General features: G+C 62.5%; 24 protein-coding genes, 1 tRNA gene and 1 pseudogene. 11 read left to right on the top strand and 15 right to left on the bottom strand.

The features are described from left to right. From FF80_RS13500 to FF80_RS13440, 13 genes are all read right to left on the bottom strand, one after another. On the bottom strand, positions 1-226 hold a 226-nt coding region (locus tag FF80_RS13500; RefSeq protein WP_035101248.1), incomplete at its 3' end, for a DMT family transporter. Between the two features lie 353 nt (positions 227-579). Continuing rightward, positions 580-1,281: a phosphate regulon transcriptional regulator PhoB gene (phoB, locus tag FF80_RS13495; protein WP_035101245.1), complete on the bottom strand. Its 702-nt coding sequence runs from the start codon at positions 1,279-1,281 to the stop codon at positions 580-582. Between the two features lie 3 nt (positions 1,282-1,284). Continuing rightward, positions 1,285-1,995 carry a phosphate signaling complex protein PhoU gene (gene phoU, locus FF80_RS13490; protein ID WP_035101243.1) on the bottom strand — a complete coding sequence of 237 codons (711 nt, stop codon included), beginning with the start codon at positions 1,993-1,995 and terminating at the stop codon, positions 1,285-1,287. 29 nt (positions 1,996-2,024) lie between these two features. Continuing rightward, positions 2,025-2,807: a phosphate ABC transporter ATP-binding protein PstB gene (gene pstB / locus FF80_RS13485; protein ID WP_244445776.1), complete on the bottom strand. Its 783-nt coding sequence runs from the start codon at positions 2,805-2,807 to the stop codon at positions 2,025-2,027. A 68-nt stretch (positions 2,808-2,875) separates the two neighbouring features. Beyond that, positions 2,876-4,237, bottom strand: coding sequence for a phosphate ABC transporter permease PstA (gene pstA / locus FF80_RS13480; RefSeq protein WP_052153553.1), 1,362 nt, complete (start codon positions 4,235-4,237; stop codon positions 2,876-2,878). A 2-nt stretch (positions 4,238-4,239) separates the two neighbouring features. After that, positions 4,240-5,619 (bottom strand): phosphate ABC transporter permease subunit PstC, encoded by a 1,380-nt coding sequence (gene pstC / locus FF80_RS13475; RefSeq protein WP_035101234.1) that lies wholly within the window; start codon positions 5,617-5,619, stop codon positions 4,240-4,242. Between the two features lie 109 nt (positions 5,620-5,728). Then, positions 5,729-6,757, bottom strand: a complete 1,029-nt coding sequence (locus tag FF80_RS13470; RefSeq protein WP_035101232.1) for a substrate-binding domain-containing protein — start codon at positions 6,755-6,757, stop codon at positions 5,729-5,731. A gap of 487 nt (positions 6,758-7,244) precedes the next feature. After that, on the bottom strand, positions 7,245-8,000 hold the full coding sequence (locus tag FF80_RS13465) for an IclR family transcriptional regulator C-terminal domain-containing protein (protein WP_035101230.1): 756 nt from the start codon (positions 7,998-8,000) through the stop codon (positions 7,245-7,247). 55 nt (positions 8,001-8,055) lie between these two features. Continuing rightward, positions 8,056-8,922, bottom strand: a complete 867-nt coding sequence (locus tag FF80_RS13460) for an ABC transporter ATP-binding protein (protein WP_081917435.1) — start codon at positions 8,920-8,922, stop codon at positions 8,056-8,058. Beyond that, positions 8,919-9,932, bottom strand: coding sequence for an ABC transporter substrate-binding protein (locus FF80_RS13455; protein ID WP_035101227.1), 1,014 nt, complete (start codon positions 9,930-9,932; stop codon positions 8,919-8,921). The genes FF80_RS13460 and FF80_RS13455 overlap by 4 nt, the downstream gene beginning before the upstream one ends. A 32-nt stretch (positions 9,933-9,964) precedes the next feature. Then, entirely contained in the window at positions 9,965-10,717 is a 753-nt protein-coding gene (locus tag FF80_RS13450) for an ABC transporter permease (RefSeq protein WP_035101225.1), read from the bottom strand. Between the two features lie 127 nt (positions 10,718-10,844). Next, complete coding sequence (locus tag FF80_RS13445) at positions 10,845-11,237, bottom strand: pseudoazurin (RefSeq protein WP_052153569.1); 393 nt, start codon at positions 11,235-11,237, stop codon at positions 10,845-10,847. A 296-nt stretch (positions 11,238-11,533) separates the two neighbouring features. Beyond that, a complete protein-coding gene (locus FF80_RS13440; protein ID WP_035101223.1) occupies positions 11,534-12,127 on the bottom strand; it encodes a GNAT family N-acetyltransferase in 594 nt (197 codons plus the stop codon). Positions 12,128-12,352: 225 nt separating this feature from the next. Between FF80_RS13440 and FF80_RS13435 the strand changes: the two are divergent. The 5 genes and pseudogenes from FF80_RS13435 to phnE (FF80_RS13415) all read left to right on the top strand — a co-directional run. Beyond that, positions 12,353-12,547 (top strand): annotated as a pseudogene (locus FF80_RS13435) (helix-turn-helix domain-containing protein); the annotation flags it as partial. Positions 12,548-12,681: 134 nt separating this feature from the next. Continuing rightward, complete coding sequence (gene phnC, locus FF80_RS13430; protein ID WP_035101219.1) at positions 12,682-13,488, top strand: phosphonate ABC transporter ATP-binding protein; 807 nt, start codon at positions 12,682-12,684, stop codon at positions 13,486-13,488. Positions 13,489-13,553: 65 nt separating this feature from the next. Further along, positions 13,554-14,465: a phosphonate ABC transporter substrate-binding protein gene (phnD, locus tag FF80_RS13425; protein WP_035101216.1), complete on the top strand. Its 912-nt coding sequence runs from the start codon at positions 13,554-13,556 to the stop codon at positions 14,463-14,465. 63 nt (positions 14,466-14,528) lie between these two features. After that, the gene (phnE, locus tag FF80_RS13420) at positions 14,529-15,494 is read left to right on the top strand and encodes a phosphonate ABC transporter, permease protein PhnE (RefSeq protein WP_152558379.1); all 966 of its coding nucleotides are present in this window, start codon (positions 14,529-14,531) and stop codon (positions 15,492-15,494) included. A gap of 3 nt (positions 15,495-15,497) precedes the next feature. After that, positions 15,498-16,841 carry a phosphonate ABC transporter, permease protein PhnE gene (phnE, locus tag FF80_RS13415; RefSeq protein ID WP_081917432.1) on the top strand — a complete coding sequence of 448 codons (1,344 nt, stop codon included), beginning with the start codon at positions 15,498-15,500 and terminating at the stop codon, positions 16,839-16,841. A 31-nt stretch (positions 16,842-16,872) separates the two neighbouring features. Here the strand turns inward: phnE (FF80_RS13415) and FF80_RS13410 are convergent. After that, positions 16,873-16,948: transfer RNA gene (locus FF80_RS13410), tRNA-Ile, on the bottom strand. A gap of 32 nt (positions 16,949-16,980) precedes the next feature. Next, positions 16,981-18,018 (bottom strand): LacI family DNA-binding transcriptional regulator, encoded by a 1,038-nt coding sequence (locus FF80_RS13405; protein WP_035101211.1) that lies wholly within the window; start codon positions 18,016-18,018, stop codon positions 16,981-16,983. Between the two features lie 163 nt (positions 18,019-18,181). On the opposite strand from FF80_RS13405, the gene FF80_RS13400 reads away from it, so the two are divergent. From FF80_RS13400 to ugpC, 6 genes are all read left to right on the top strand, one after another. Further along, positions 18,182-19,216, top strand: a complete 1,035-nt coding sequence (locus tag FF80_RS13400; RefSeq protein WP_280113905.1) for a Gfo/Idh/MocA family oxidoreductase — start codon at positions 18,182-18,184, stop codon at positions 19,214-19,216. 12 nt (positions 19,217-19,228) lie between these two features. Next, on the top strand, positions 19,229-20,131 hold the full coding sequence (locus FF80_RS13395; protein ID WP_035101209.1) for a sugar phosphate isomerase/epimerase: 903 nt from the start codon (positions 19,229-19,231) through the stop codon (positions 20,129-20,131). 71 nt (positions 20,132-20,202) lie between these two features. Then, positions 20,203-21,429 (top strand): sugar ABC transporter substrate-binding protein, encoded by a 1,227-nt coding sequence (locus FF80_RS13390; RefSeq protein ID WP_035101207.1) that lies wholly within the window; start codon positions 20,203-20,205, stop codon positions 21,427-21,429. Between the two features lie 63 nt (positions 21,430-21,492). After that, positions 21,493-22,395 (top strand): sugar ABC transporter permease, encoded by a 903-nt coding sequence (locus FF80_RS13385; protein ID WP_035101204.1) that lies wholly within the window; start codon positions 21,493-21,495, stop codon positions 22,393-22,395. Next, positions 22,392-23,219, top strand: a complete 828-nt coding sequence (locus tag FF80_RS13380; protein ID WP_035101202.1) for a carbohydrate ABC transporter permease — start codon at positions 22,392-22,394, stop codon at positions 23,217-23,219. The genes FF80_RS13385 and FF80_RS13380 overlap by 4 nt, the downstream gene beginning before the upstream one ends. After that, a complete protein-coding gene (gene ugpC / locus FF80_RS13375; protein ID WP_035101200.1) occupies positions 23,216-24,289 on the top strand; it encodes a sn-glycerol-3-phosphate ABC transporter ATP-binding protein UgpC in 1,074 nt (357 codons plus the stop codon). Before FF80_RS13380 ends, ugpC begins: the two co-directional genes overlap by 4 nt. Positions 24,290-24,298 lie beyond the last annotated feature (9 nt).

Here is a 24,298-nt window from a genome sequence, read left to right as displayed (position 1 = left end):
CGGCCGGCTGGGGCTGCGGGGATGCGGCGGGGTGGCGCCGGTAGAGCAAAGCGAGGAAGAGTATTGCGGCCACGGTGCCAGTGCCGTGGGCGGCCCAGGAGGAGAAGAGCGGGTTGCCGTAGCGGCCCAGTTCGCCGTTGAAAAACACCATCAGGGTGAGGAGGCCCCCGGTGCCAAAGGCGATCAGCAGGTGCAGCGGATTGAGCCGGGACGGGGAGGTGGGCATGGATGGCGCGACTCTGAATGGGGAGACGCGGGATGGTAGCATGCGGTTTGTCGGGTGGGAGGGATGATGGGCCCCGATCTGGTGCGCTCTCCACTTGTCGTGTCGTATGTGCCGGTCCTGCGGTTCTATTGTCCCTCTCAGGGGAGAGGGTCAAGGTGGGTGAGGGTGCTATGCTGGGTACATCGTGAATGTGGAAGCATTGCACCCCTCACCCGCCGGCTGCGCCGTCGACCTCTGCCCTGAGGGGCGAGGTGAGCCGGTGCATATCCAGTGATCCCGGTCATAATCCTTCGGCGCGCAGAAACGAAAATCCCCGCTTTCGCGGGGATTTCGTTGGGTTAGGCGACTTGGGCTCACGCGACTTGGGCGAAGCGTTCGTCGAAGGCGTAGCCGGCGCCGCGGACGGTGCGGATGGGGTCGGATTCGCGGCCGCGATTGATGGCGCGGCGCAGGCGTCCGATATGGACGTCCACGGTGCGCTCATCGACATAGACATCATTGCCCCAGACGCCGTCGAGCAGCTGCTCGCGCGAATAGACCCGGCCGGGATGGCGCATGAGGTATTCGAGCAGGCGATATTCGGTGGGGCCCAGATGCACGTCGCGATTGGCGCGGCGCACGCGGTGGGTGGTGCGGTCGAGTTCGAGATCGCCGACGCGCAGGGCGGCGGTGACCAGGTTGGGATTGGCGCGGCGCAGCAGAGCGTGGATGCGCGCGATCAGTTCGGGCACGGAGAAGGGCTTGACGATATAGTCGTCGGCACCGGTCGAGAGGCCCCGCACGCGTTCTTCTTCTTCACCGCGGGCGGTGAGCATGATGATCGGGATGCGGGCGGTTTCCTCGCGGGCGCGCAGGCGGCGGCAGAGTTCGATCCCCGAAATTTCCGGCAGCATCCAATCGAGCAGGATGAGGTCGGGCAGCTTTTCGTGGATCTGGCTCTGGGCCTCGTCTCCGGTTTCCGCGGTGACGACGCGGAAACCTTCAGCTTCGAGATTGTAGCGCAGGAGGATGGCAATATCGCCTTCGTCCTCGACGACGAGAATGGTTGCAGGCATGGATCAGGCCTTGATCTGGGTCCGGTGCAATTCTTGCACGTCGGAGGTCAGCTGCTTGCCGGTCTGCAGGTAATAAGCGCGTTCTGCGATATTGGTGGCGTGGTCCCCGATGCGTTCCAGGCTCTTGGCGCAGAACAGCAGATGGGTGCAGGGCGTGATATTGCGCGGATCTTCCATCATGTAGGTGAGCAATTCGCGGAACAGCGAAGTGTACATGGCGTCCACCTCGTCATCGCGATTGCACACTTCGATAGCGCCGGCGGAGTCGCGGCTCGAATAAGAATCCAGCGCATCCTTGATCTGGCGCAGCACCAGATTGGTCATGTTCTTGACGCCATTGTAGAAAGTCGGCTGCAGCGTGAGGCCCTCGATCTTGAGCGAGCGGCGGGCCAGTTGCTTGGCCATGTCGCCGACGCGTTCGAGATCGGACGCCACATGAATGGCGGTGATGATCGCGCGCAAATCGGAGGCCATGGGCTGGCGGCGGGCGATCATGGAAACCGCCATGTCGTCGATCTTGCGCTGCATGTCGTCGATGCGCTGATCGGCGATGACAGTAACATCGGCGAGCTCGCGATCGAGCTTGAGCAACGCCCTCGTACCGTTGTCGATGGCGACCTCGACCTGACCGCCCATTTCGGCGATCAACTGGGCCAGGGCGACGAGTTCGTCATTGTAGGAGGAGACGATGTGTTCGGGGCCGGAATTGGGCATAGCGGTGTCTCTCTTGGTCCGGGTTTGGATCAGCCGATACGGCCCATGATATAGTCCTGGGTCTGCTTGTTGACCGGGTTGGTGAAGATGTCTTCGGTGACGCCTTCCTCGATCAGGTTGCCCAGATGGAAGAATGCCGTGCGCTGGCTGACGCGGGCGGCCTGCTGCATGGAGTGGGTGACGATGACGATAGTGTAGTTTTCGCGCAACTCGTCGATCAGCTCCTCAATGATGGCGGTGGCGATCGGATCGAGAGCCGAGCAAGGCTCGTCCATCAGGATGACTTCGGGGCTGACCGCGATGGCGCGGGCAATGCAGAGGCGCTGCTGCTGGCCGCCGGACAGGCCGGTGCCGGGTTCGTTGAGGCGGTCCTTGACCTCCTCGAACAGGCCGGCCTTGCGCAGGGACGACACGACGATCTCGTCAAGGTCGGTCTTGGAGCGGGCCAGGCCGTGGATCTTGGGGCCATAGGCGACATTGTCGTAGATCGACTTGGGGAACGGGTTCGGCTTCTGGAAGACCATGCCGATGCGGGCACGCAGTTCAACCACGTCGAGGTCGGCATCATAGATGTCCTCGCCATCGAGTTTGATGGTGCCGCCGACCTTGGCGCCCTCGATGGTGTCGTTCATGCGGTTGATGCAGCGCAGGAAAGTCGACTTGCCGCAGCCCGACGGTCCGATGAAGGAGGTCACGGCACGGTCGGGAATGTCGATCGAAATGCCATGCAGGGCTTGCTTGGCACCGTAGTGGACGGTGACGTCGCGGGCGGTCAGCCGGATCTGTCGGTCGAGCATGTCGGTTGGGTTCATCGCGGTGTTCACTGATTGCTGCGTCATTTTCACCTTGCCGGCCAGAATGTCCATTTTGCTTACTCCTGTTAGGCCCGGCGTTCCAGGCGAGTGCGCAAGAAGATCGCTATCGCGTTGAGCAGGAGCATCAGCCCGAGCAAGACGATGATGGCGGCGGAGGTTCTTGCCTCGAAGAAGTTGCGGTTTTCGTTACCCTGCCACAGGTAAATCTGCACCGGGAGGGCGGTGGCAGAGTCCAGCGGATTGGCGGGAATATTGGCGATGAAGGCACTCATGCCGATCAGCAGCAGCGGCGCGGTTTCACCCAGGGCCTGCGCGACGCCAATAATGGTGGCGGTCAGGATACCGGGGAAGGTCTGCGGCAGCACGTGGTGGAACACGGTCTGATTGTGCGAGGCCCCCAGGCCGAGCGCTGCCTGGCGCAGGGACGGCGCCACGGCGCGCAGCGAGGAGCGCGTGGCAATAATGATGGTGGGCAGTGTCATCAGGGTCAGCACCAGGCCACCCACCAGCGGGGCGGAACGGGGCAGGCCGAGATAGTTGATGAACACGGCCGCGCCGAGCAGGCCGAAGACGATGGAGGGCACGGCGGCCAGATTGTTGATGTTGACCTCGATGAGGTCGGTCCAGCGGTTCTTGGGCGCGAACTCTTCCAGGTAGACCGCGCTGGCGACGCCGATGGGCACGGCGAGCACGATCACGATCAGCATCATGTAGAGCGACCCCATGAAGGCACCGGCCAGACCGGCCGAAGCCGGAGCGGAACGGCTGTCCACATTGGTGAAGATGTGCCAGGCGAAATCGAAGCGGATGGCGCCATTGGCCACGAGCTGGTCGGCCAGCTGGCGGGTGCTGACGGCGAGCTGCTGGCGTTCGTCGGGCTGGTTCCGGTCGATGGTGCCCTTAAGCCAGTTGTCGGTATTGGCCGAACCCAGCATGGTCACAGGCACGGTCTGACCGAGCAGGTCGGGATTGGCGAAGTATAGGTCACGGATCTGGAAGCGGGCGGCGCTTGTCACCAGTTTGAGCAGGTCGCGGGTTTCGATCTCGAAATCGGGCGCTGCGGTGCGGACGGCCTTGTCGACGATGGCGTTCCAGTTCGACAGGGTGACGGCGCGCTGCCAATCGGAAATGGCCTTCTGGTAATCGGCTTCCGAAGCACCGGCCTGGCGCTCCGGACGGGGGCCACCCTCGATCAGCTCGGGATCGAAATAGGCCTCTACATGCAGGGTCGACTGCCAGAACGACGGCATGCCCTTGGCGAGGATCATGCCGAACAGGATGGCGACAAAGCCGAGGGCCGCGGCAATGGACAGGATGCCGGCCCAACGGAACAGCATTTCGTCGCGGTGGCGCCGGGCAAGGCTCTTGCGCACAAGGGCCCGGGTGGCATTGCCGGCGGCGTTGGTGGGGAGCGTTGTGTCGGTCATGGCTATTCGTATTGCTCCCGGAATTTGCGCACGATGTAGAGGGCCATGACGTTCAGCAGCAAGGTCATGACGAATAGGGTCAGGCCCAGGGCGAAGGCCACGAGCGATTGAGGACTGGTGAAATCGGCGTCACCGGTCAGCTGGTTGACGATGCTCACCGTGACCGTCGAGGTTGGCTCGGCCGGATTGGCGCGCAGGACCGGGCTGTTGCCGGCGGCCAGCACCACGATCATGGTTTCGCCGATGGCGCGGCTGACAGCGAGCAGCACGGCACCGACGACACCCGGCAATGCGGCGGGCAGAAGCACTTTGCGGATGGTCTCGGATTTGGTAGCGCCCAGGCCCATCGAGCCGTCGCGCATGGCGCGCGGCACCTGGGCGATGATGTCGTCGCTGAGCGAGGAGATGAAGGGAATGATCATGATGCCCATCACGACGCCGGCGGTCAGGGCGCTGGTGGCGTTGATGTCCAGCCCGACGGCGTCGCCAGCGGCGGCGAAGAAGGGGCCGACTGTAACCAGGGCGAAGAAGCCATAGACGATGGTGGGAATGCCGGCCAGAATTTCGATGATCGGCTTGACGACGTTGCGGACGCGCTCGTGGGCATATTGCGACAGATAGATCGCCGACATCAGGCCGATCGGCACCGCCACTACCATGGCGATGATGCTGATCATCACGGTACCCCAGAGCAGGGGCAGCAGGCCATATGCACCTGCAGAGCCCGTGCCGGCGCTCTGGAAACGCGGGTTCCAGGTGGTGCCGAAGAAGAAGTCGATGGGGCTGATGAAGGTGAAGAAGCGGATGGCATCGGCCAGCAGCGACAGCACGATGCCGATCGTGGTCAGGATGGCGACCGTCGAGCAGGCGATCAGCGCGATGCGTATGGCGATTTCGACTTCGGTGCGGGCACGCAGCCGCAAGCCGATGCGGCGCCGCGCCCAGAACAGCCCGCCGGCGCCCAATGCTGCGGCAGCGGCGATGACCGCCAAGAACGACAGGCGCTGGAAACTGGCAAAGCTGCCGGCGGCGGCCGTCTCTTCGGGGCTCGGCTGGCCGATAACGCCAAAGCCGTTAGCGATAGCCTGGACGCGGCCCACGGCGGCGTGAACTTCGACAGGCGGCAACTGCGACACCGAGGCGGGCAACTGGCTGAGGATGAAATTGTGTGCGACCGAGTCGCTGAACAGGGCCCAGAGGCCAAGGACGACGATAGCCGGCAGGGTGGCGAAAAGCGCGACCAGCACACCGTGATAGATGGGGCGCGAGTGCAGGCGCGTCTCGGTACCGCCCTGGGCCAGCTTGCGGCTGCGTGACCAGCCGATCTGGTAGGAAAGGGTGAGGAGAACCAGAAGAAGAGCGGCGACAACGAGAGCGTTCACGGCGAACTGGTCCTTCTTGGTGACACGGGGCCTGTGGATCCCGCGCGGACTGTGAATTCAGGAGGGGATCCCGGCGCGGCCGGGATCCCCAAGGTCGTGCAACCGACGATTACGGCTGGTACTGAACGGCGCTGGTAAAGGCTTCGAGCTGGGCCGCGAGGAACTCGCTGGAGGCCGGAACCAGACCGGCAGCTTCCAGGGTGCCACCGGCACCGGCCATCTGCTCGGACAGGAAGAAGGCGACATAGTCTTCCAGGCCAGGGATCACGCCGATATGGGCACCCTTGACGTAGAACTGGAGGGGACGCGAGACGGGGTATTCGCCTTCAGCGATGGTTTCCAGGGTCGGCTCGACGCCCGAAACGGTAGCAACCTTGAGGGTGTCACGGTTCTGGTCGTAGAAGGACAGGCCGAACACGCCGATGGCTTCCGGGTTGGACTGCAGGCGCGCCAGGGTCTCGGTGTAATCGCCAGCGATTTCCACAACCACGTCCTGACGCGGGGTCAGGCAAGCGGCTTCCATGGCATCTTCTTCCATTTCCGGCAGGCCAGCGGCTTCACAGCCAGCTTCCAGGACGCGGATGTCGAAGACTTCGCGGGTACCGTGATTGGTGCCCGGGATGGCGACGAAGATGGCCTGGTCAGGCAGCGAGGGGTCGATCTCGGACCAGTTGGTGTAGGGATTGGCAACCATTTCGCCGTCGACCGGGACCTGGGCGGCAATGGCCTTGTAGAGATGCACGGGCTCAAGGGCAAAGTCGCCCTGATCGATACCGGTGGCAAACACGATGCCGTCATAGCCGAACACGACTTCACGCACGTCGGTCACGCCATTGGCATGGCAGTTTTCCAGCTCGCTGGCGCTCATCTTGCTCGAGGAATTGCCGATGTCGAGAGTGGCTTCGCCAACGCCTTCGCAGAGCTGACGCTTGCCGCCACCCGAGCCGCCGCCGGCAACGTTGGGAACATTGTAATCGGGAAAGGCATTGCCGAATTCTTCAGCGACGATCGAGGAGAAGGGCAGCACGGTGGACGAGCCGGCGATCTGGATGGTGTCGCGCGACTGGGCGACGGCGGCAGTGGTGCCAAACGCGGCGAGCGCGACCACTGCAGCACTGGCGTAAAGTGCGGTTTTCATGGGGATTTCCCTTTTACGAATTCGATTTCAAACCTGGCTAGCCAATCCAGCAATTGTTGCTGGTGCCACCCTCTGACGCCGCCGACCATATGGGCGCTTCGCAACAGTTTTATTTCGGTTCGATGACTGGTTTGTGACAATGTAAGTGTATGAAAGAAAAGAATTTTGCAGATTTTGACTCCGCCGGGATGGTGCCGTGTGACGGTATTTTGTGACGGCGGCCTGGTGAGTCCGCCGGGCGGCGGCGGGTGGCGGTACGGGGTATCCTAGGGAGGATTTGTGACAGTCTGAGTAAGGTTTGGGAGTGTGGATTGTCTCAGGGGGCAGGGGATGCTGATGGCTCCTGACCCCTCACTCGTCTCGGCCTGTCGGCCGATCCCCCCTCTCCCTCTAGGGGCGAGGGGGGCTCTGTGGCTAGCGGGCCGCTGTGCCTTCCTTCTCCCCTTGCGGGAGAAGGTGCCCGGGGCGGGTGAGGGGTCTTTCCGGCCTACCGCAGCAGCGGCCGTACCTCGGCCTGGACCTTGCGCATGAGGGGCAGGAAATTGGCGATCATATGGGAGGTGGAGGCGCGGGCGGTTTGGGCGCCGATATTAAGGGCGGCGACGGTTTGGCCCTGGGCGTTGAAAATGGGCACGGCGATGGAGCAGAGGCCCAACTCCAGTTCCTCATCGATCACGGCGAAGCCCTGCGCGGCGACGACGGCCAATTCGGTGGTGATGGTGGGCAGATCGGCCTTGGTCCTGGCCGTGTAGGCGATGAGCTCGGACTGATCGAGCACGGCTTTGGCCTTGGTGGACGGCAAGGCGCTGAGCAGGACGCGGCCCATCGAGGTGCAATAGGCCGGCAGCCGCGCACCGGGTGCCAGATTGATCGACATCACCCGGCGGATGGAGGCGCGGGCAATGTAGAGGATGTCGGTGCCTTCCAGCATGGCGGCGGATGTGCTTTCGCCGGTAGCGGTGGAGAGCTCTTCGAGGAAAGGCTGGATGAGGCGGGGGAGCGGCGTGGCGGCCAGATAGGAATGACCCAGATTGAGCACGCGCGGGGTGAGACGGAAGAATTTGCCATCATAGCTGGCATAGCCAAGACTGGTGAGGGTCAAGAGGCACCGGCGGGCGGTGGCGCGTTCGAGGCCGGTGCGATTGGCGACGTCGGTGATCGACTGGCTGGCATGGCCTTCGTCGAAACACTCGATGACGGCGAGACCCTTGACCAGGCCGTTGATGATATCGCCCTCGCGCATGGCCGGCTCCTCTTGTTCGGCTGGCGAACAGATAGCGCATTGCGCACGCTGGGCGCTAGATGTTCGCGCTGAGGTCGCGGCCGTAGAAGTCGGATTGCGGGTCGGTCAGCACGAGGGTGCGGATGCGGTCCCACAAATAGCTGCGCAGTTCGATGAAGCGGGGTTCGGCACGGACATCATAGGTCCAGCGCGGACGGTTGAGGCCGACATCGATGACTTCGAGGACGCGGCCGGGACGGGGGCCCATCAGCACGATCTGGTCGGACAGCAGGATGGCTTCGTCCACGCTGTGGGTAACGAAGAGGGCCACCGATTTGCGCAGGGTCCAGAGGCGCATCAGCTCGATCTGCATCAATTCGCGGGTTTGGGCATCGATGCTGGCAAAAGGTTCGTCGAGCAGCAGAATGGCGGGTTCGGAGGCCAGGGCACGGGCGAGGGCGACACGCTGCTTCATGCCGCCGGAGAGTTCGCTGGGATAGGCATCGGCAAAGCGGCTAAGGCCGACCAGCTCGATATAGCGATCGGCGCGAGCGCGGCGCTCGGCCTTGCCCGGAATGGTTTCGACCAGCGCGAATTCGACATTGCCGCGCACGCTCGACCAGGGAATGAGCCGGAAGGACTGGAACACGAAGCCCATATCGGGGCCGGGTCGGGGCGCCTGGCCGGAGACGGTGATGGTGCCGGCATCAGGGGCGATGAGACCGTTGACCATGCGCAATATGGTGGTCTTGCCGCAGCCGGAGGGGCCGAGCAGGGAGACGAAGGCGCCGTCGCGCACGGTGAGATCGACATTGGCGAGGGCGAGCGTGCCGCCGCCATTGTTCTGGTTGCCGAAAGTCTTGGAGACGCCCCGCAGCAGGATGCGCGGCGCGGGGGCCTCGCTATCGGCCAAGCCGGTATGCTGGGGGGCGTCGCCGATCATCGCGTTATGTTATCCATGGTGGCGTCGGGGCCGAGTTCGGCAAGGACCGCGTCGAGAATGGAGAAGTCGGTCCATTCGGCCAGTTCCACCTTGCGCAGATTGGCGAAGTCTTCGCCCTGGTAGAGGGAAGTCGTGGTGTAGGTGAGCTCGTCCTTGTTGAGCCCGCCATTGACGCTCCAGCTTTTGGCGAAGCTGGTGCCGAGGGACTGCAGGGTTGCGAGGTCGATATCGGGACGGGCCTTGTGCATGGCAGTGGCCCAGGCGGCGGGATCGGCGGCAAAATCGCGCGAGGCTTTGATCAGGGCGGTGATCACCTTCTTGATGTCTTCGGCGCGTTCATCGAGCACTTTCTGGGTGACGATGTTGACCTTGCTGACCACGGGGGCGGCTGCATAATAGGCATCCTGATCGATCAGGACATGCAGGCCGGTCGTATCGGCCATGGCGCTCCAGGTGCCGATCGACATGGTGGTGGCATCGACCTGGCCGGCGACCAGCGCCTGCGCGCGGACATTGGGCTGGCCCAGGGCGACGAATTCGAGCGTATTGGTATCGACATCGGCGGCTTGCAGCACACGGGTGCTGAGGGATTGATCGAGGCTGCCGGGGCGGCCGATGCCGAAGCTCTTGCCGGCGAGATCGGCAGGGGTGGCGATGGAATCCTTGGCGGCGATCAGGAAGGGCAGGGACTTGTTGGGCGAGACTACGGCGCGCAGATCGGTGGCGCCACCGGCCACCAGCAGCAATAGCGCATCGGTGCCGATATTGGCCATTTCGCCTTCACCGGCCTGGAGCGCGGCCAGAGCGGAGGGGGTCTGCTGCACGCGGACCAGTTCGACCTCGACGCCTTCGCGCTCGAAATAGCCTTCCTGCAGGGCCAGATCCATCACCGAATTGGGCACGAGCGGGGTTTCCAGATCCGTGACGATGAGGCGGAAGGGCTGGGCCTGGGCGGCCAGGGTGGACAGCAGGAAGGCAGCAGCGAGGCCGCCGAGCAGTTTGAGGTTCACGGGGATGACTCCTGGACGCGCAAAAATTCTTGTCAGACGATTACTTCACTTCGGCGCCAGCGTCCCAGCCGAATTTCAACAAAACGCAGCGCCTCGGTCACGACGACGCCGACAAGGGCCAGGGTCAGCACGACGACGAAATATTCGGCCATGCGGAAGGTGTTGCCATAAATGGCGAGCAACCCGCCCAGGCCTTTGACCGCGGTATAGAGTTCGGCGACGACGGTGTTGATCAGCCCGATGGTGGCGCCTACGCGCAGGCCAACGATGATGAAGGGCACGGCGCCCGGCAGTACGATCTGGGTGAAGATGCGCTGGCGTTTGGCACCGACGGAGCGGGCCATTTCGACGAGGTCCTGATCGGAATTGAGCGCGCCGGCATAGGTATTGATCAGGATGGGCATAACGGCGCCCAGGAAGATTATGAGGATTTTGGCCTGGGGGCCCAGGCCGAGAAAGACGATGATCAGCGGAATGAAGGCGACGCGGGGCGTGGCCGAGAGGGCGTAGACGAAGATTTCGAGCGTCTTGCCCAGCGGGCGGATGGTGCCCATCAGCAGGCCAAGCGGCACGCCGAGGAAGATGGCGACGGTATAGCCGCCGAGATAAATCGAGAGGCTGTCGAACAGGGCGGTGCCCAGCCGGCCTTCGGCGATGAGGCGTTGGGCGGCTTGGAGGGTGGCGAGCGGGGAGGGGACGAGATTGCGCGCCACCTGGGTCGAGGCCAGCCACCACAGGCCAATGAGGGCGGCGAGAAAGAGCAGGCGATAGACTGCGATTTTCATGAATGGCCACCTTGGCGTGCGGCGGGGGGCGCGGAACACGCTTTCAAGGCCTCAAATACACTCCGGCCGGGTGCGCGAAAATAGTGTTCTCGCTCCCGGCCCGACATGATGTCGTTGAGATGGATGGCTACTGGCCGATCTGGGCGACGAATTCGTCGAATTTGGCCTTGGCCCTGGGCGGTACGCGGGCTGCCTGCAAATCCGCCAGGTTCGCCGGATCTTCGCCGACGACGATCAAACCGACCATGCCCATGGCAAGGTGCGGAGCGCATTTATAGCCATAGGCGCCGGCAACGTCGAAGGTGACGCTGAACTGTTCGTTGATCTTGCCTTTGAATTCATTGCCGCCTTCAGGGAACATGCCCTTGATGGTTTCGGCATTGTGGCCCTTGTCGGTGGGGACGAAGGTGACGGTGTCGCCGGGGGCGATCTGCAGGAAGGCGGGCTCGAACACCATGGTGTTGCCGGCTGCGTCCTTGTTGAGCATTTGCACTTCGAACTCGGCCGCGGAGAGCGACATGGTCGAGACAGCGGTAGCGACCGCGAAGGCGAGGATACCGAAAATCTTCACGTTGAATACTCCTTCCTGGCGCCTGAGGCGCAATGTCGTGCGGAGCCGGTGCAGCAAATACATCGGCGCGCAAACCCATAGGACACGGCTTGGTCGAGCGCCAGTAACGCAAGTGTCGCGCCCCTCCGATTTCAGCTGCCTCCAAAGCCACGATAGGATGCCGGCACTGGCCGATCAATATGGCCCGCTAAACAGCTGCCCGGTAAACGACCCGCAGCGCGGGCGGTTCCTTCAGCTTGCGGAGGCTAGAGGGCCTTGCCGAGATGCAGGCCCTGGCTGCGCTCGATCTCGACAAAGCCGAGATGGTGATAAAAGCCGATGGCGCGGGCATTGGTGGGGCTGACGCCCAGATGGACGGCCTTGGCGCCGGCTTCGCGCAGGGAGGCCAGTTCGGTTTCGATCAGCTTGCGGCCCCAGCCGCCGGACTGGGCGGACGGCAAGAGGTTAATATGCAGATGCGCAGGGTGGCTGGCGACGACGCCGGCATGGCTATGGACGGGGCTGGCGATGCGGTCGAGCACCTTGGCATCGAACGGGGCGGTGGCGGCGCGGCCGGCATAAAGCCGGGCCAATCGGGGCCACCATTGGCGGTCCAGTCTGGCCTCGAAGGCGTTGGTATCGGGCGTGCCGACGATGTAGCCGACCACTTCGCCGCCATCGTCGGCAACGAAGGCATGGGCTGGCTCGAAGTCGAGATAGGGCACAGACCAGACCAGACCCGGATAATCCGGATCGGAAAACAGGGCGCTGGCATCGGTGCCGGAATCGGCGGTGAGCAGGCAGATGCGGAAGAGATCGGCGCGGTCGGCCGGGCGGGCGGGCCGGATATGGATCGGCATTGTGGTCTCTGGGCTGGTGCTTGGCGGGCGAGCCTAGGTGATGCGGCGCGGCGAGTAAATCGGCGCGCCAGCGAGGAGGTCGCTCCGGGCCACCCGGCAAAAGCGGTCTGAAATTAATCTTTGGTTAACCATAAGGGGGCACCCTTACAGCATTCTGAGTGGCTTGGATTTGGGGGCTCAGAAAGCGATAACCAAATGTATGACTTCGCGCCTGACGCCAGCGCCACCGAGGCCCTGGTAGGACTGCCGGTAGCAGATGTCGAAAGAGATCTGATCCTGGCGACGTTGCGGCAGACAGAAGGAAACCGTACCCACGCCGCCAATGTCCTGGGCATCTCGATCAGGACGATGCGGAACAAGTTGAGGGAATATGCCGAAACCGGTGTTGAAATTCCCCCGGCAATGCATCACGAACACTAGCAAAGAAGCCCCGCATCTCGGCGGGGCTTTTTGTTTTTATACTGTGCAGCGTCACTCAACCTTCACTAAACTTACATGGTCCCGTCAATCGAGGGCCCTAGGTGTGCCCCCAGTTTATTGGCGGGGCGGGCTGCATGCTGAAGATCTCTCACGTTTCGCGACGGTTCGGTAACAAACTTGCCGTCGACGATGTGACGCTGGAGATTCCCCAAGGCCAGATGGTGGGGGTTATCGGCCGCTCGGGGGCCGGCAAGTCGACCCTGCTGCGCATGATCAACCGGCTGGCCGATGTGTCATCGGGCTCGATCAGCTACGGCAAGGTGCCGGTCTCGACGCTGCGCGGGCAGGCCCTGCGCAACTGGCAACGCGACTGCGCCATGATCTTCCAGCAGTTCAACCTGGTGCCGCGGCTCGACGTCATCACCAATGTCATGCTGGGGCGGCTCAATGGCCGCAATCCCGTGCTGAACCTGCTGCAGATATTCACCACTGAAGAACAACTGCACGCACTCAAGGCCCTGGAGCGGCTCGACATCGCCGCCACCGCTACGCAATGGGCCCAGACCCTGTCGGGCGGCCAGCAGCAGCGCGTGGCCATCGCCCGGGCGCTGATGCAGGGGCCGAAGATGATCCTGGCCGATGAGCCCATCGCCAGCCTCGATCCGCGCAATGCCCAGATCGTCATGGACAGCCTGCGCGACATCAATGCCGAGGGCATCACCGTCATCACCAACCTGCATACGCTCGATACGGCGCGCGCCTATTGCGAGCGCATCATCGGCATGGCGGCCGGCAAGGTGGTGTTTGACGGTACGCCGGACGAGCTGACCAGCGAAGTCGCCCGCACCATCTACGGCGCCGATGGGCTCAAGGAAGCGCTGACGTCCACCGCCATCGCGCCGATCGCGCCGCGCGTGCCCATCGCGACCCCAACCGCCTGATCCTTTCACGTCGGTCCCGCCTAGCGGGCCGGCTGATAAACCTCGCGTCACTAAAGGAGATATCCATGACCGCGATCCGTACCGCCCTGCTGGCCGGCATTGCCCTTGCCGGCGTTACCGCCCCCACCTTCGCCCAGGAAATCGATGTGATTCGCATTGGTCTGCTCGGAGGCGAGAACGAGGCCGACCGCCTGGCCGACAACCAGTGCCTGATCGACAAGCTGCCGGCCGCTCTCGGCGTCAAGGAAGTGCAGCTGTTCCCGGCCGCGGACTATGACGGGGTGATCCAGGGCCTGCTGGGCGGCACGCTGGACGTGGCGGGCCTTGGCGCTTCGGGCTTTGCCGCCGTCTACCTGCAGGATCCGAACGCCGTCGAGCCCTTCCTGACCAACGTTCAGACCGATGGCTCGACCGGCTATTATTCGGTCGCCCTGGCGCTGGCCGACTCGGGCATCACCTCGATCGAGCAGGCCGAAGGCAAGAAGCTGGGCTGGGCCGACCCCGATTCCACTTCGGGCTACCTGATCCCCAAGGTCACCCTGCCCGAAGCCATCGGCGGCGCCGATCCGGAAGAGTTCTTCGAGACCTCGTTCAACGGCGGCCATGAGAACAACGTCCTGGCCCTGCTCGATGGCAAGATCGACGTGGCCGTGACCTGGGCCTCGGGCGTGGGTGAATTCTCCGAGGGCTACACCTCGGGCAATATCCGCTCGATGGTCGGCAAGGGCATGCTCGACATGGAAGACGTCACCCAGGTCTGGCAGTCGCCGCTGATCCCGAACGGCCCGCTGGTCATGCGCACCGACCTGCCGCAGGAGATGAAGGACAAGATCATCGCCTTCTACACCGCCCTGCCGACTGAAGACTATGAGTGCTTCCGGGCGATCGAGAACGGCGACTTCTCGGGATACACGCCGGTGAATGCCGACTTCTACAAGCCGGTTATCGATGCCCGCAAAGCCACCATCGGCGGCTAAGACCTTCGCCGGCCGGCGACCCCACGTCGCCGGCCGCACCCTGCGCGGAGCCATTTCATGAGCATGATCGATGCCGGTCCCGGCCGGACGGAGCTGTCCGAGGCAGGCCGCACCATCCATCGCCACTATCAGCAATTGCTGCGCACCAGGCGACTTTACAGCCTGCTCGCGCTGGGCGGCGTCGCAACGCTGCTGTTCTTCGCGCTGTGGTTCGCCAACGACAACAATGCTGGAAAGTTCTTCGACCGGCTGCCCTATTTCTTCGACTTCTTCATTCACTTCCAGCCCGACGATCCGTTCGAGATCGTCCGCGCGCTGTTCGACCTGCCTTCGCCCTATGCCGATGGCTCGCTGAAATATGACTATGAGGAAGGGCGGGTCTATCTTTTCGGCAGCGTCTATCTGCCCGAATATTTCTACCAGATGCTGGTCACCATCAATATCGCACTCTGTGCTACGCTGGCTGGCGCGGCCATGGCCTTCGTGCTCTGCTTCTTCGCTGCCACCAACCTCGTTGGCGCGGGCGCAGTGCGCTTCCTGGTGCGGCGCCTGCTCGAACTGATGCGCGCCTTCCCCGAGATCGTGATTGCCGGCCTGCTGGTCGCCATCCTCTCCATCGGCCCGATTGCGGCAGTGGTCGCCATCTTCATCCATACGACCGGCGCGCTGGGCAAGCTGTTCTTTGAAGTGGTCGAAAATGCCGACATGAAGCCCGATGAGGGCCTGCGGTCGGTCGGCGCGACCTGGCTGGAATGTGTTCGCTACGGCATGGTGCCGCAGGTCCTGCCTAATTTTGTCTCCTATGCCCTGCTGCGCACCGAGATCAACGTGCGCGCTTCAACCATCATCGGAGCGGTGGGCGGTGGCGGCATCGGGGAGGTGTTCCGTCTCTCGCTCAGCCGCGACCATGCGGCCAAGACCTACGCCATCATCGTCCTGTTGTTCGCCACCATCCTGCTGATCGACTGGTTCTCGGGCTGGTTGCGGCAGAGGTTGGTGGGCAATGCCGCCTTCCAGTTCGGAGCCTGAGCCATGATCCAGTCGAGCCTGCGCCCCGCCGAACGCAACGCGTTGATGGCGCGTCATCCCGGAGTGTTCCACAAAAGCCTGTTCGAGCGCGTCTGGGCGCCGGCCGCCGTGGCTGTGACGGCCGCCTACTTCGTCTTCTGCTTCTTCTTTTTCGGCGTGCCGCAGGTATTGGGCGATGCCCAGTGGGAACGTGCCGGCACCTATATGGCCGACTGGGTGTCCTGGGAGGCAACGCCGCGCTTCCGCTTCGGTGACGAAGGGATAGACGTGGAATGGACCCGCTCGCTTCTGGGCGACGATCCGGACCCGGACTGGATTACCCAGATGGGCGAAAATGCCTATGCGATCACATTCGGAAGCGACACCAATCGCGTCGAGGTGGCACAGGATCAGGTCATTGCCGTGGTCGATGGGGTCGAGCATGTGGTGCGCTTCGCCGATGGCGCGGCTGTCCTGCCCGAAACCGCGACCGATGCCTTCGCTCTCAAGAACGGTCGCGTCACCGTCTATTACGGTTTTGCCGGGCTTGCCGAAATCCGTGCCACACAGGTCTATATACGCCGCCGGTTCTTCGGCTGGCCCAATTTCTTCTTTGACACCAATTCTCCCTTTTTCGGCATGTCGGCCGGAGAAGTCTGGACCACGGTGACAGCAGGCCCGCAGATCGAGCCTGACAGGTCGAACCTGCAGCTGGCGGTGGATGAATTCCTCACCAATTCGGAATGGCAGCACCTTGATGTCTACAACAAGCTCCTGCAGACCATTGTCATGGCCTTTGTGGGGACGCTGTTTGCGGCCGTGGTCGCCTTCCCGCTATCCTTCCTTGCGGCTCGCAACGTGACACGGAACCGGTTGACCAACTGGTTCACCAAGCGCAGTTTTGATCTGCTGCGCTCGGTCGATATGCTGATCTGGGCCCTGTTCTTCGTGCGCGGCTTTGGCCCTGGCCCCATCCCCGGCATTGCGGCGATTTTCTTCACCGATACAGGTACGCTGGGCAAGACCAGCACGGAAGCGATCGAGAATATAGACGACAAGCAGCGCGAGGGCGTACGCTCGGTCGGCGCTTCGCCGGCGGCCATCCAGCGCTATGGCGTGGTGCCGCAGGTGGCGCCAGTCTTCCTTAGCCAGGTGCTTTATTTCTGGGAATCCAACACGCGCTCAGCCACGGTGATCGGCGCGGTGGGCGCGGGTGGCATTGGCCTGAAGCTGATCGAAGCCATGCGGACCAACCAGGATTGGGAAAATGTCGCCTATATGGTGGTTCTCATCCTGATCGTCGTGTTCGTTTTCGACAATCTGTCCAATGCCATCCGCTCCCGCCTGATCGGCTCCAGCGGGCATTAGGCGGCGCATCTGTGGCAGTCGCGCAGGGAAATGGTGGGCCCACCAGGACTCGAACCTGGAACCAGACCGTTATGAGCGGTCGGCTCTAACCATTGAGCTATAGGCCCCTGCCAGCCTCATAGCAGGGTCGTGGCGCGTGTCAAAGGGGGAGGGCGTTGTCGCTGTCGCCTTCGACCAATTCCATGGGCAGAACCTTGCGGACCACGCCCAGCGGGTATTGGCCGGCATAGGCGGGCATGGTGGCGAGCAGGGCCTCGGCCAGGCTAATGCCCAGCGCGCGCAGCGAGAGGCGGAAGCAGGTGAGCTTGGGCGTGAGGTAATGGGCATGGGGGCTGTCGCGGCCGATGACGGCGATGTCGCGCCCGGGTATGAGGCCCGCCTCGTGGAGGCCGCCATAAAGGCCGACGGAGAGCTTCTCATTGATCAGCACAAAGCCGGTGGGGCGCCTATCGTCTGGCATGGCTGCAATGGCGCGGGCAATCTGGTGACCGCCGCGCTCGTTGGGATGAGTGCGGAAGACCAGGTCGGGATCGAATGCGACGCCGTGGCGCTCCAGTGTCTTGCGATAGCTGTCGACAAAGACGAATCCCAGATTGGTATCGTCTATCGGGGCGAAGACGCCGATGCGGCGGTGGCCTTTTGCGACGAGGCGATTGACCCCGGTTTCGGCCATGCCCTCGAAATCCAGATCGAGCCAGGGCTGGCCCGCATCGGTGAGGCTACGGCCCAGGGCGACAAAGGGAATGCCGTGCCCGGCCAGATAATCGATACGGTGATCGTGGCGCTTGGTGGCCGAGATGATCAGGGCATCGGCAAAGCCGCGCGCAACGACGCGCTGCAGATAGGCGTGGGGGTCTTCCTCGGACGAGCAGAGCAGGGCGACCAGATCGAGCTGGTGGCGGGCAAAGACGGTCTGCACGCCATCGAAGACGCTCATGAAGAACACATCGCCTTCGCCGGTGATCTGCGAACCGGTCTGCATCATGAAGCCGACAACGCCGGTGGAGCCCTTGCGCAGGGCGCGGCCGGCCTGGTTGGGGACATAGCCAAGCTCCGCCGCAGCCTCCAATATGCGCTTGCGGGTGGCTTCATTGACGTCCGGCTTGCCATTGAGGGCACGCGACACAGTGCCGATCGATACATTGAGATGCTCAGCCAAACGCTTGATACCGATCATTTTTCTGGCGGCTCCCCTCGTGGTGGGGAGGCCGGTTTTGCACGGCCCCCTTCAACCCCTATTGACATGGAATAGCCGGTTTATATAGCCTCGTAAACGTTTACGGAATTGGCCTGCGGAGGAGGACCCCTCGGGCCAAAGATCCCGTATGGAGGATATCAGTTTGACAAAAACCGCCGTTCTGGCCGGGTGCGGAGCTATGTCCAAGGGGTGGTTAAAAGCCATCCTGGAGGCGCCGGAAGTGACCGGCTGCGTCGAGGTTGTCGGCCTGGTCGATCTCGACCCGGCAGTGGCGCAGGCGCGGGCTGATGAATTCGGGTTGAGCGGGGCGGCCATTGGGTCGGACCTCGATGCCATGCTGGCCAAGGTCAAGCCGGATTTGCTGTTTGACGTGGTGGTGCCGGTGGCGCGGCACGACGTGGTCGCGACGGGACTCAAGCACGGCTGCCACGTGTTGAGCGAGAAGCCGATGGCGACGTCGCTGGTCGCGGGGCAGGACCTGATCGAGAAGGCGAAAACTGCCGGTCGGGTGCATGCGGTGGTGCAGAACCGGCGGTTTATTGCCGGGGTGCGGCGCATTCGGCAACTGATCGAGAGCGGCGCGCTGGGCGAATTGACGGGGCTGCATTGCGATTTCTTCATCGGTGCGCATTTCGGCGGTTTCCGCGAGCAGATGGAGAATGTGCTGCTGCTCGACATGGCGATCCATACGCTGGACGCGGCGCGCTTCATGGCCGGCAAGGTGCCGCTGGCGGTCTATTGCCTAGAAAATAATCCGCGCGGCTCCTGGTATTCTCACGGCGCAGCGGCCAATGCGATCTTTGAATTCTCCGACGATGTAGTCTTCACCTATCGCGGCAGCTGGGCGGCCGAGGGCGCCAATACCAGCTGGGAAAGCGCGTGGCGCTTTGTCGGCACCAAGGGCACACTGCTTTGGGATGGCGAAAACAAGTTCGAGGCCAAAGTGGTGGCGGGGGACAGCGGGTTCCTGCGCGAATTGGTTGGCATCGACGTGCCCGAGCCGGCCGATCTGGCGCAGACGCATGGCCATGCCAGCGTCATTGCCGAGTTCCTTGCCGCCATTGACGAGAACCGCCAGCCGGAAACCGCCGGCAACGACAATATCAAAAGCCTTGCCATGGTCTTTGCGGCGATCGAAAGCGCCAAGACCAAGCAGCGCGTCACCATTGCAGTTTGAGGATTTTTTGACGTGAGCGATCCAGCCAAGACCATCCGTATCGGCACCATGATCCAGGGCACGGCCGGCAAGGCCGCCGAGAACATTGCGGCCATTGCCGATCTGGGATTCGAGAGTTTCGAGCCGTTTTTCTGGCAGACCACCAATGGGCAGGACCTGGCCGAGCTGGGCAAACGCAGCCTTGATGCCATAGGCAATCGCGACATCACCATTTCCACCATCGGCATGTTTGGCAATCCGCTGGAAGACCAGGAAATGGATCGCCAGACCCTGCAGGGCTGGAAGGATTGTATCGACAATGCCCATCATTTCGGCGCGACCTGCGTGGCCGGCTTTACCGGGCGCATTCGCAACAAGCCGCTGACCGATAGCCTGCCGCGCTACAAGGAAGTCTGGTCCGAGCTGGCCAAACGGGCAGCTGACAAGGGCGTGAAGATCGCCTTCGAGAACTGCGCCATGGATGGCAATTGGGCCAGCGGGGACTGGAACATCGCGCATAATCCCGATGCCTGGGAGCTGATGTTCAACGAAACGCCGGATGACAATATCGGGCTCGAATGGGAGCCCTGCCACCAGATGGTCTATCTGATTGATCCACTGCCCCAAATTCGCAAATGGGCGCACAAATTCTTCCATGTGCATGGCAAGGACGCTACCATCCGTTGGGAAGTGATCAAGGAACACGGCATTTTCGGCAAGGAGAAGTTCGTGTTCATGCGCACGCCGGGCTTTGGCGACACCAATTGGACCGATGTGATCTCCGAATTGCGCCTCGCCGGCTACGAAGGCTCGATCGACATCGAAGGCTGGCATGATCCGGTCTATCGCGATGCGCTGGAAATGACCGGCCAGGTGCGCGGGCTCAACTACCTCAAGAATTGCCGCGGCGGCGAATTCGTCGCCATGGCCAGCTAGATTGCCGGGTGGGGCTGGAGGGCCCCGCCTGGCTTTGGATGCGGCAGATGCCGCCAAAAGGGAGGAAGACAATGAAGCTGACTAAACTCGGCCTTGCAGCCGGTATCGCATTGGGCGCGCTGATGGTGGCAGGACCCGCCATGGCGCAGGTGACGCTCAAGATCTGGTCGATCGACGGGGTGGACCGTGTGGGTATTGCCGACACGTTTTCCAAGGAATTCGACGAACAGAACGAAGACATCGTGGTGGAATACCGCGGCATTGCGTTCGATGACCTGGTGAACGAGACGCTGCGCGCTTTCGCCACCGGCAATGCGCCCGATATCGTCTCCTTCGACAATCCCGATTTTGCGATGTTCTCCTCGCGCGGGGCCATGCTCGATATTACCGACCGCATCGCGGCCTCCGAGGTCATCAAGGCCGAGAACTATTTCGAAGGCCCGATGAACTCGGTGACCTGGGATGGCAAGTATTTCGGCATTCCGAAATATACCGACACGATCGGCGTGTTCTACAACAAGGACCTGTTCGCCAAGGCCGGTATTACCGAGCCGCCCAAGACCTGGGCGCAACTGACCGAATATGCCGAAAAGCTGACCGACCCGGCCAACAACGTCTATGGCGCCACCTTCTCGGCCCGCGCCGGTGAAGAAGGCACGTTCCAGTTCCTGCCCATCATCCAGATGTCGGGTGGCGGCTATGACAACGTCAATACGGATGGCGCTGCCGAAGTGCTCGATCTGTGGAAGAAGATGATCGACAATGGCTGGGCTTCGAGGGACGTGTTGAGCCTGGGCCAGTGGGATTCCACCGGCACTTTCAACTCCGGCAATGCCGCCATGGCGATCTCTGGCCCTTGGGAAATCGACCGCATGGTCGAAGACGCCAAGTTCGATTGGGGCGTGGCCCTGCTGCCCACGATCACTGAAGGGGGCGATCGTTCCTCGGCGCTGGGTGGGTTCGACTGGGGCATCATGTCGACCACCAAGCATCCCGATGAAGCCTTCCGCGCACTCGAATATTTCGCGGCGCAGGATCACCGTATCTTCGAAGAATTCGGCAACATCCCGGCTCGCAGCGATATCGAGCTGCCCGTCACCGGCGTGGCGCTGAAGGACGAGGCACTCAAGGTGTTCCAGGAACAGCTGCAATATGCCCAGCCGCGTGGTCCGCACCCGGAATGGCAGAAAATCTCCAAGGCGATCTTCGACGCCATGCAACAGGCGCTGACCGGCCAGATGTCGGCCAAGGATGCGCTCGACCAGGCACAGGCCACCATCAAGGGGATTACCGGCTAGCCCGATTGATCCTACCCGGCCGGAGCGATCCGGCCGGGGCATTCCCCTGTAGAGGAAGGCCGGATGGCGAAATTTTTCAATAGTTTGCGGGACGGGGTCGGGTTCGACCTGATCCTGGTCGGCGCGGCAATGGTGTTCCTGCTGGCGCTGGCCGGCCTGCCGCTGGTCTATAATGTGCTGATGAGCTTCCAGCAGGTGGATATGTTCACCCTGGGGCAGTTGATCCGTCCCTTTGCCGGCATCTCCAACTATGTGGCGGTGGTACAGCAGCCCGAATTCTGGATGGTGACGCGCAATACGCTGGTGTTTGTCGTTGGCTCGATGGCCGGACAATTCGTGTTGGGTTTCGCGCTGGCGGTGTTCTTTGCGCAGAAATTTCCGGGGGCAGCGACCATTCGCGGGTTGTTCCTCGTGTCCTGGGTGATGCCGGGCCTGGTGGTCGGCGCCATCTGGAGCTGGATCCTGGCCGGCGATTTCGGCGTGCTCAATTCCATCCTGCGCGGGCTGGGCATCATCCAGTCCAATATCTTCTGGAAATCGGATCCGAGCTTTTCCATCTGGGCGGTGATCATCGCCAATATCTGGCTGGGCCTGGCCTTCAACATGCTGTTGCTATCGGTGGGGCTGGCGGCCATTCCGCGCGATCTCTATGAGGCTGCCGAACTTGACGGCGCCAATGCCTGGCAGCGGTTCTGGACCATTACCCTGCCCATGATGCGCTCGACCATTGGCGCCGTGCTGTCGCTGGGGCTGATCGGTACGTTGCAGCAATTCGATCTTTTCCCTGCGCTGACCGAGGGCGGTCCGGCCAATACATCCAATGTGGCCGGTTACTGGTCCTGGCAGTTGAGCTTCCAGCTCTACGATTTTGCCAAGGGCGCGACCGTATCGGTGATGATGTTCGTGCTCGTGCTGTTCGCCTCGATTCTTTACGTGCGCTCGACCCGGCATGAGGTGCGCGGATGACCCGGACTTATACCCCCTGGGCATTGCTCGCCATCGCGCTGGCTTTGGCCGCAGTTTACCTGTTTCCGCTGTACTGGATGTATGTGACCAGCCTCAAATCGGGCTCGGAAATCTTCGCCAATCCGCCCAGTTTCTGGCCTGCTGCGCCCAACGCGAACATCTATGCCGATGTGTGGGCGCGGCGCACCATGTCCACCTTCTTGTGGAATTCGGTGATCATCGCCTCGGGCGTGACCGCCATTACCGTGATCCTGGGTACCGGCTGCGCCTATGTGCTGGCGCGCTATCGCAGCGCCTGGATCGATCTGGGGCTGTTCGCCATCCTGATGCTGCAGGTGCTGCCGGCCTCGGTGATGATCACGCCACTCTTTGTGGGGTTCAACCAGATCGGGTTGCTCAACTATCCGCGTACGGCGGTGGTGCTGGCAGCCGCCGCCAAGGCCATGCCCTTCTTTGTCGTGCTGGTGCGGGCCACCTTCATGAGCGTGCCGCGCGAGCTTGAGGAAGCAGCGCTGGTGGATGGCAATTCGCGGGTGGGGGCGTTTTTCTTCATCGTGCTGCCACTGGCGCGCAATGGCATCCTGGTCTGCGCCATCCTCACCTTCATGAGTGCGTTCGGCGAATATATCTATTCCAAGTCGATCATCCAGAGCCCGTTGCTGCAACCAGCCAGCGTCGGTCTATCCGGGTTCCTCGGGCCCAATTCGTCGGACTGGAACGCCATCATGGCCTATTCGGCCATCTATGTGACACCGATCCTCCTCGTCTTCGTCATCCTGCAGCGCCGGATCGTCTCCGGCCTTACCTCGGGAGCTCTCAAATGAGTGCAGAGCCGCAAATCGAACTCGTCGGTATCGACAAGCATTATGGCAGCTTCCATGCCCTCAAGAATATCGACCTGACCATTCCCAAGGGGGCCTTCGTGGCGCTGGTGGGGCCATCGGGTTGTGGCAAATCGACCTTGCTGCGCTCGCTGGCGGGGCTCGAAACCATTTCGGGCGGTACGATGAAAATCGCCGGAGAGCAGATGAATGGCGTGCCGCCGCGCAAGCGCGATGTGGCCATGGTGTTCCAGAGCTATGCGCTTTATCCGCATATGACGGTGGAGCAGAACCTGACCTATTCGCTGCGGCTCAAGCGGGTGCCCAAGGCGGAAGCCGCGCGGGCGGCGCGTGAAGTGGCGGAGACGACGGGGCTGACGCCGCTGCTGGGACGCTATCCGCGCGAGCTCTCGGGCGGGCAGAGGCAGCGCGTGGCCATGGGGCGGGCGATCATCCGCAATCCCAAGGCGTTCCTGTTCGACGAGCCGCTCTCCAATCTCGATGCGGCTCTGCGCGTGCATATGCGCAAGGAAATCCGCGCGCTGCATGACCGGCTGGGCGCAACCTCGGTTTATGTGACGCATGACCAGATCGAGGCCATGACCATGGCCGACCATGTGGTGGTGATGCGCGATGGGGTGATCGAGCAGCAGGGTTCGCCCCTCGAGCTATACGACACGCCGGCCAGCAAATTCGTGGCGGGCTTTATCGGTTCGCCGGCGATGAATTTCGTGCCGGGGAAAGTGAGCGCGGATGGCCAATCGGTGCAGCCGGATTTGCCAGGAGCGGGCTCGGTCGCTCTGGGCCGTTCGGTCGGGGCAGGGCGTTCGGTGCTGATCGGGCTGCGGCCCGAGCATTTGCAAGTGGGCGGCGATGGCCCGGCGGTATTGCGGCTGCCGGTTTCAGCGGTCGAATCGACGGGGTCGATGACCTATCTGACGCTGGGCGGCGATCCGGAAATCATGGTGGTCGATACCGGGCGTACGAGTGTGAAGGCGGGGGATACGATCTCGGTCAGTATCGAGCCGGGCAATGTGCACCTGTTCGATCCGGCGACGGAGAAGGCGATTTAATACCACGCC

Origin of the sequence: Devosia sp. LC5, from assembly GCF_000735585.1 — a bacterium.
GTDB lineage: Bacteria > Pseudomonadota > Alphaproteobacteria > Rhizobiales > Devosiaceae > Devosia.
The sequence above is the reverse complement of the archived record's forward strand: the minus strand, read 5'-3'. Positions and strand labels throughout refer to the sequence as shown.

Coding starts and splice junctions, on each gene's coding strand:
- phoB (WP_035101245.1), bottom strand. CDS start 1,281: ATGCCTGCAACCATTCTCGTCGTCGAGGACGAAGGCGATATTGCCATC.
- phoU (WP_035101243.1), bottom strand. CDS start 1,995: ATGCCCAATTCCGGCCCCGAACACATCGTCTCCTCCTACAATGACGAA.
- pstB (WP_244445776.1), bottom strand. CDS start 2,807: ATGAACCCAACCGACATGCTCGACCGACAGATCCGGCTGACCGCCCGC.
- pstA (WP_052153553.1), bottom strand. CDS start 4,237: ATGACCGACACAACGCTCCCCACCAACGCCGCCGGCAATGCCACCCGG.
- FF80_RS13470 (WP_035101232.1), bottom strand. CDS start 6,757: ATGAAAACCGCACTTTACGCCAGTGCTGCAGTGGTCGCGCTCGCCGCG.
- FF80_RS13465 (WP_035101230.1), bottom strand. CDS start 8,000: ATGCGCGAGGGCGATATCATCAACGGCCTGGTCAAGGGTCTCGCCGTC.
- FF80_RS13460 (WP_081917435.1), bottom strand. CDS start 8,922: ATGATCGGCGACGCCCCCCAGCATACCGGCTTGGCCGATAGCGAGGCC.
- FF80_RS13450 (WP_035101225.1), bottom strand. CDS start 10,717: ATGAAAATCGCAGTCTATCGCCTGCTCTTTCTCGCCGCCCTCATTGGC.
- FF80_RS13445 (WP_052153569.1), bottom strand. CDS start 11,237: ATGTCGCTCTCCGCGGCCGAGTTCGAAGTGCAAATGCTCAACAAGGAC.
- FF80_RS13440 (WP_035101223.1), bottom strand. CDS start 12,127: ATGCCGATCCATATCCGGCCCGCCCGCCCGGCCGACCGCGCCGATCTC.
- phnC (WP_035101219.1), top strand. CDS start 12,682: ATGCTGAAGATCTCTCACGTTTCGCGACGGTTCGGTAACAAACTTGCC.
- phnD (WP_035101216.1), top strand. CDS start 13,554: ATGACCGCGATCCGTACCGCCCTGCTGGCCGGCATTGCCCTTGCCGGC.
- phnE (WP_152558379.1), top strand. CDS start 14,529: ATGATCGATGCCGGTCCCGGCCGGACGGAGCTGTCCGAGGCAGGCCGC.
- phnE (WP_081917432.1), top strand. CDS start 15,498: ATGATCCAGTCGAGCCTGCGCCCCGCCGAACGCAACGCGTTGATGGCG.
- FF80_RS13405 (WP_035101211.1), bottom strand. CDS start 18,018: ATGATCGGTATCAAGCGTTTGGCTGAGCATCTCAATGTATCGATCGGC.
- FF80_RS13390 (WP_035101207.1), top strand. CDS start 20,203: ATGAAGCTGACTAAACTCGGCCTTGCAGCCGGTATCGCATTGGGCGCG.
- FF80_RS13385 (WP_035101204.1), top strand. CDS start 21,493: ATGGCGAAATTTTTCAATAGTTTGCGGGACGGGGTCGGGTTCGACCTG.
- FF80_RS13380 (WP_035101202.1), top strand. CDS start 22,392: ATGACCCGGACTTATACCCCCTGGGCATTGCTCGCCATCGCGCTGGCT.
- ugpC (WP_035101200.1), top strand. CDS start 23,216: ATGAGTGCAGAGCCGCAAATCGAACTCGTCGGTATCGACAAGCATTAT.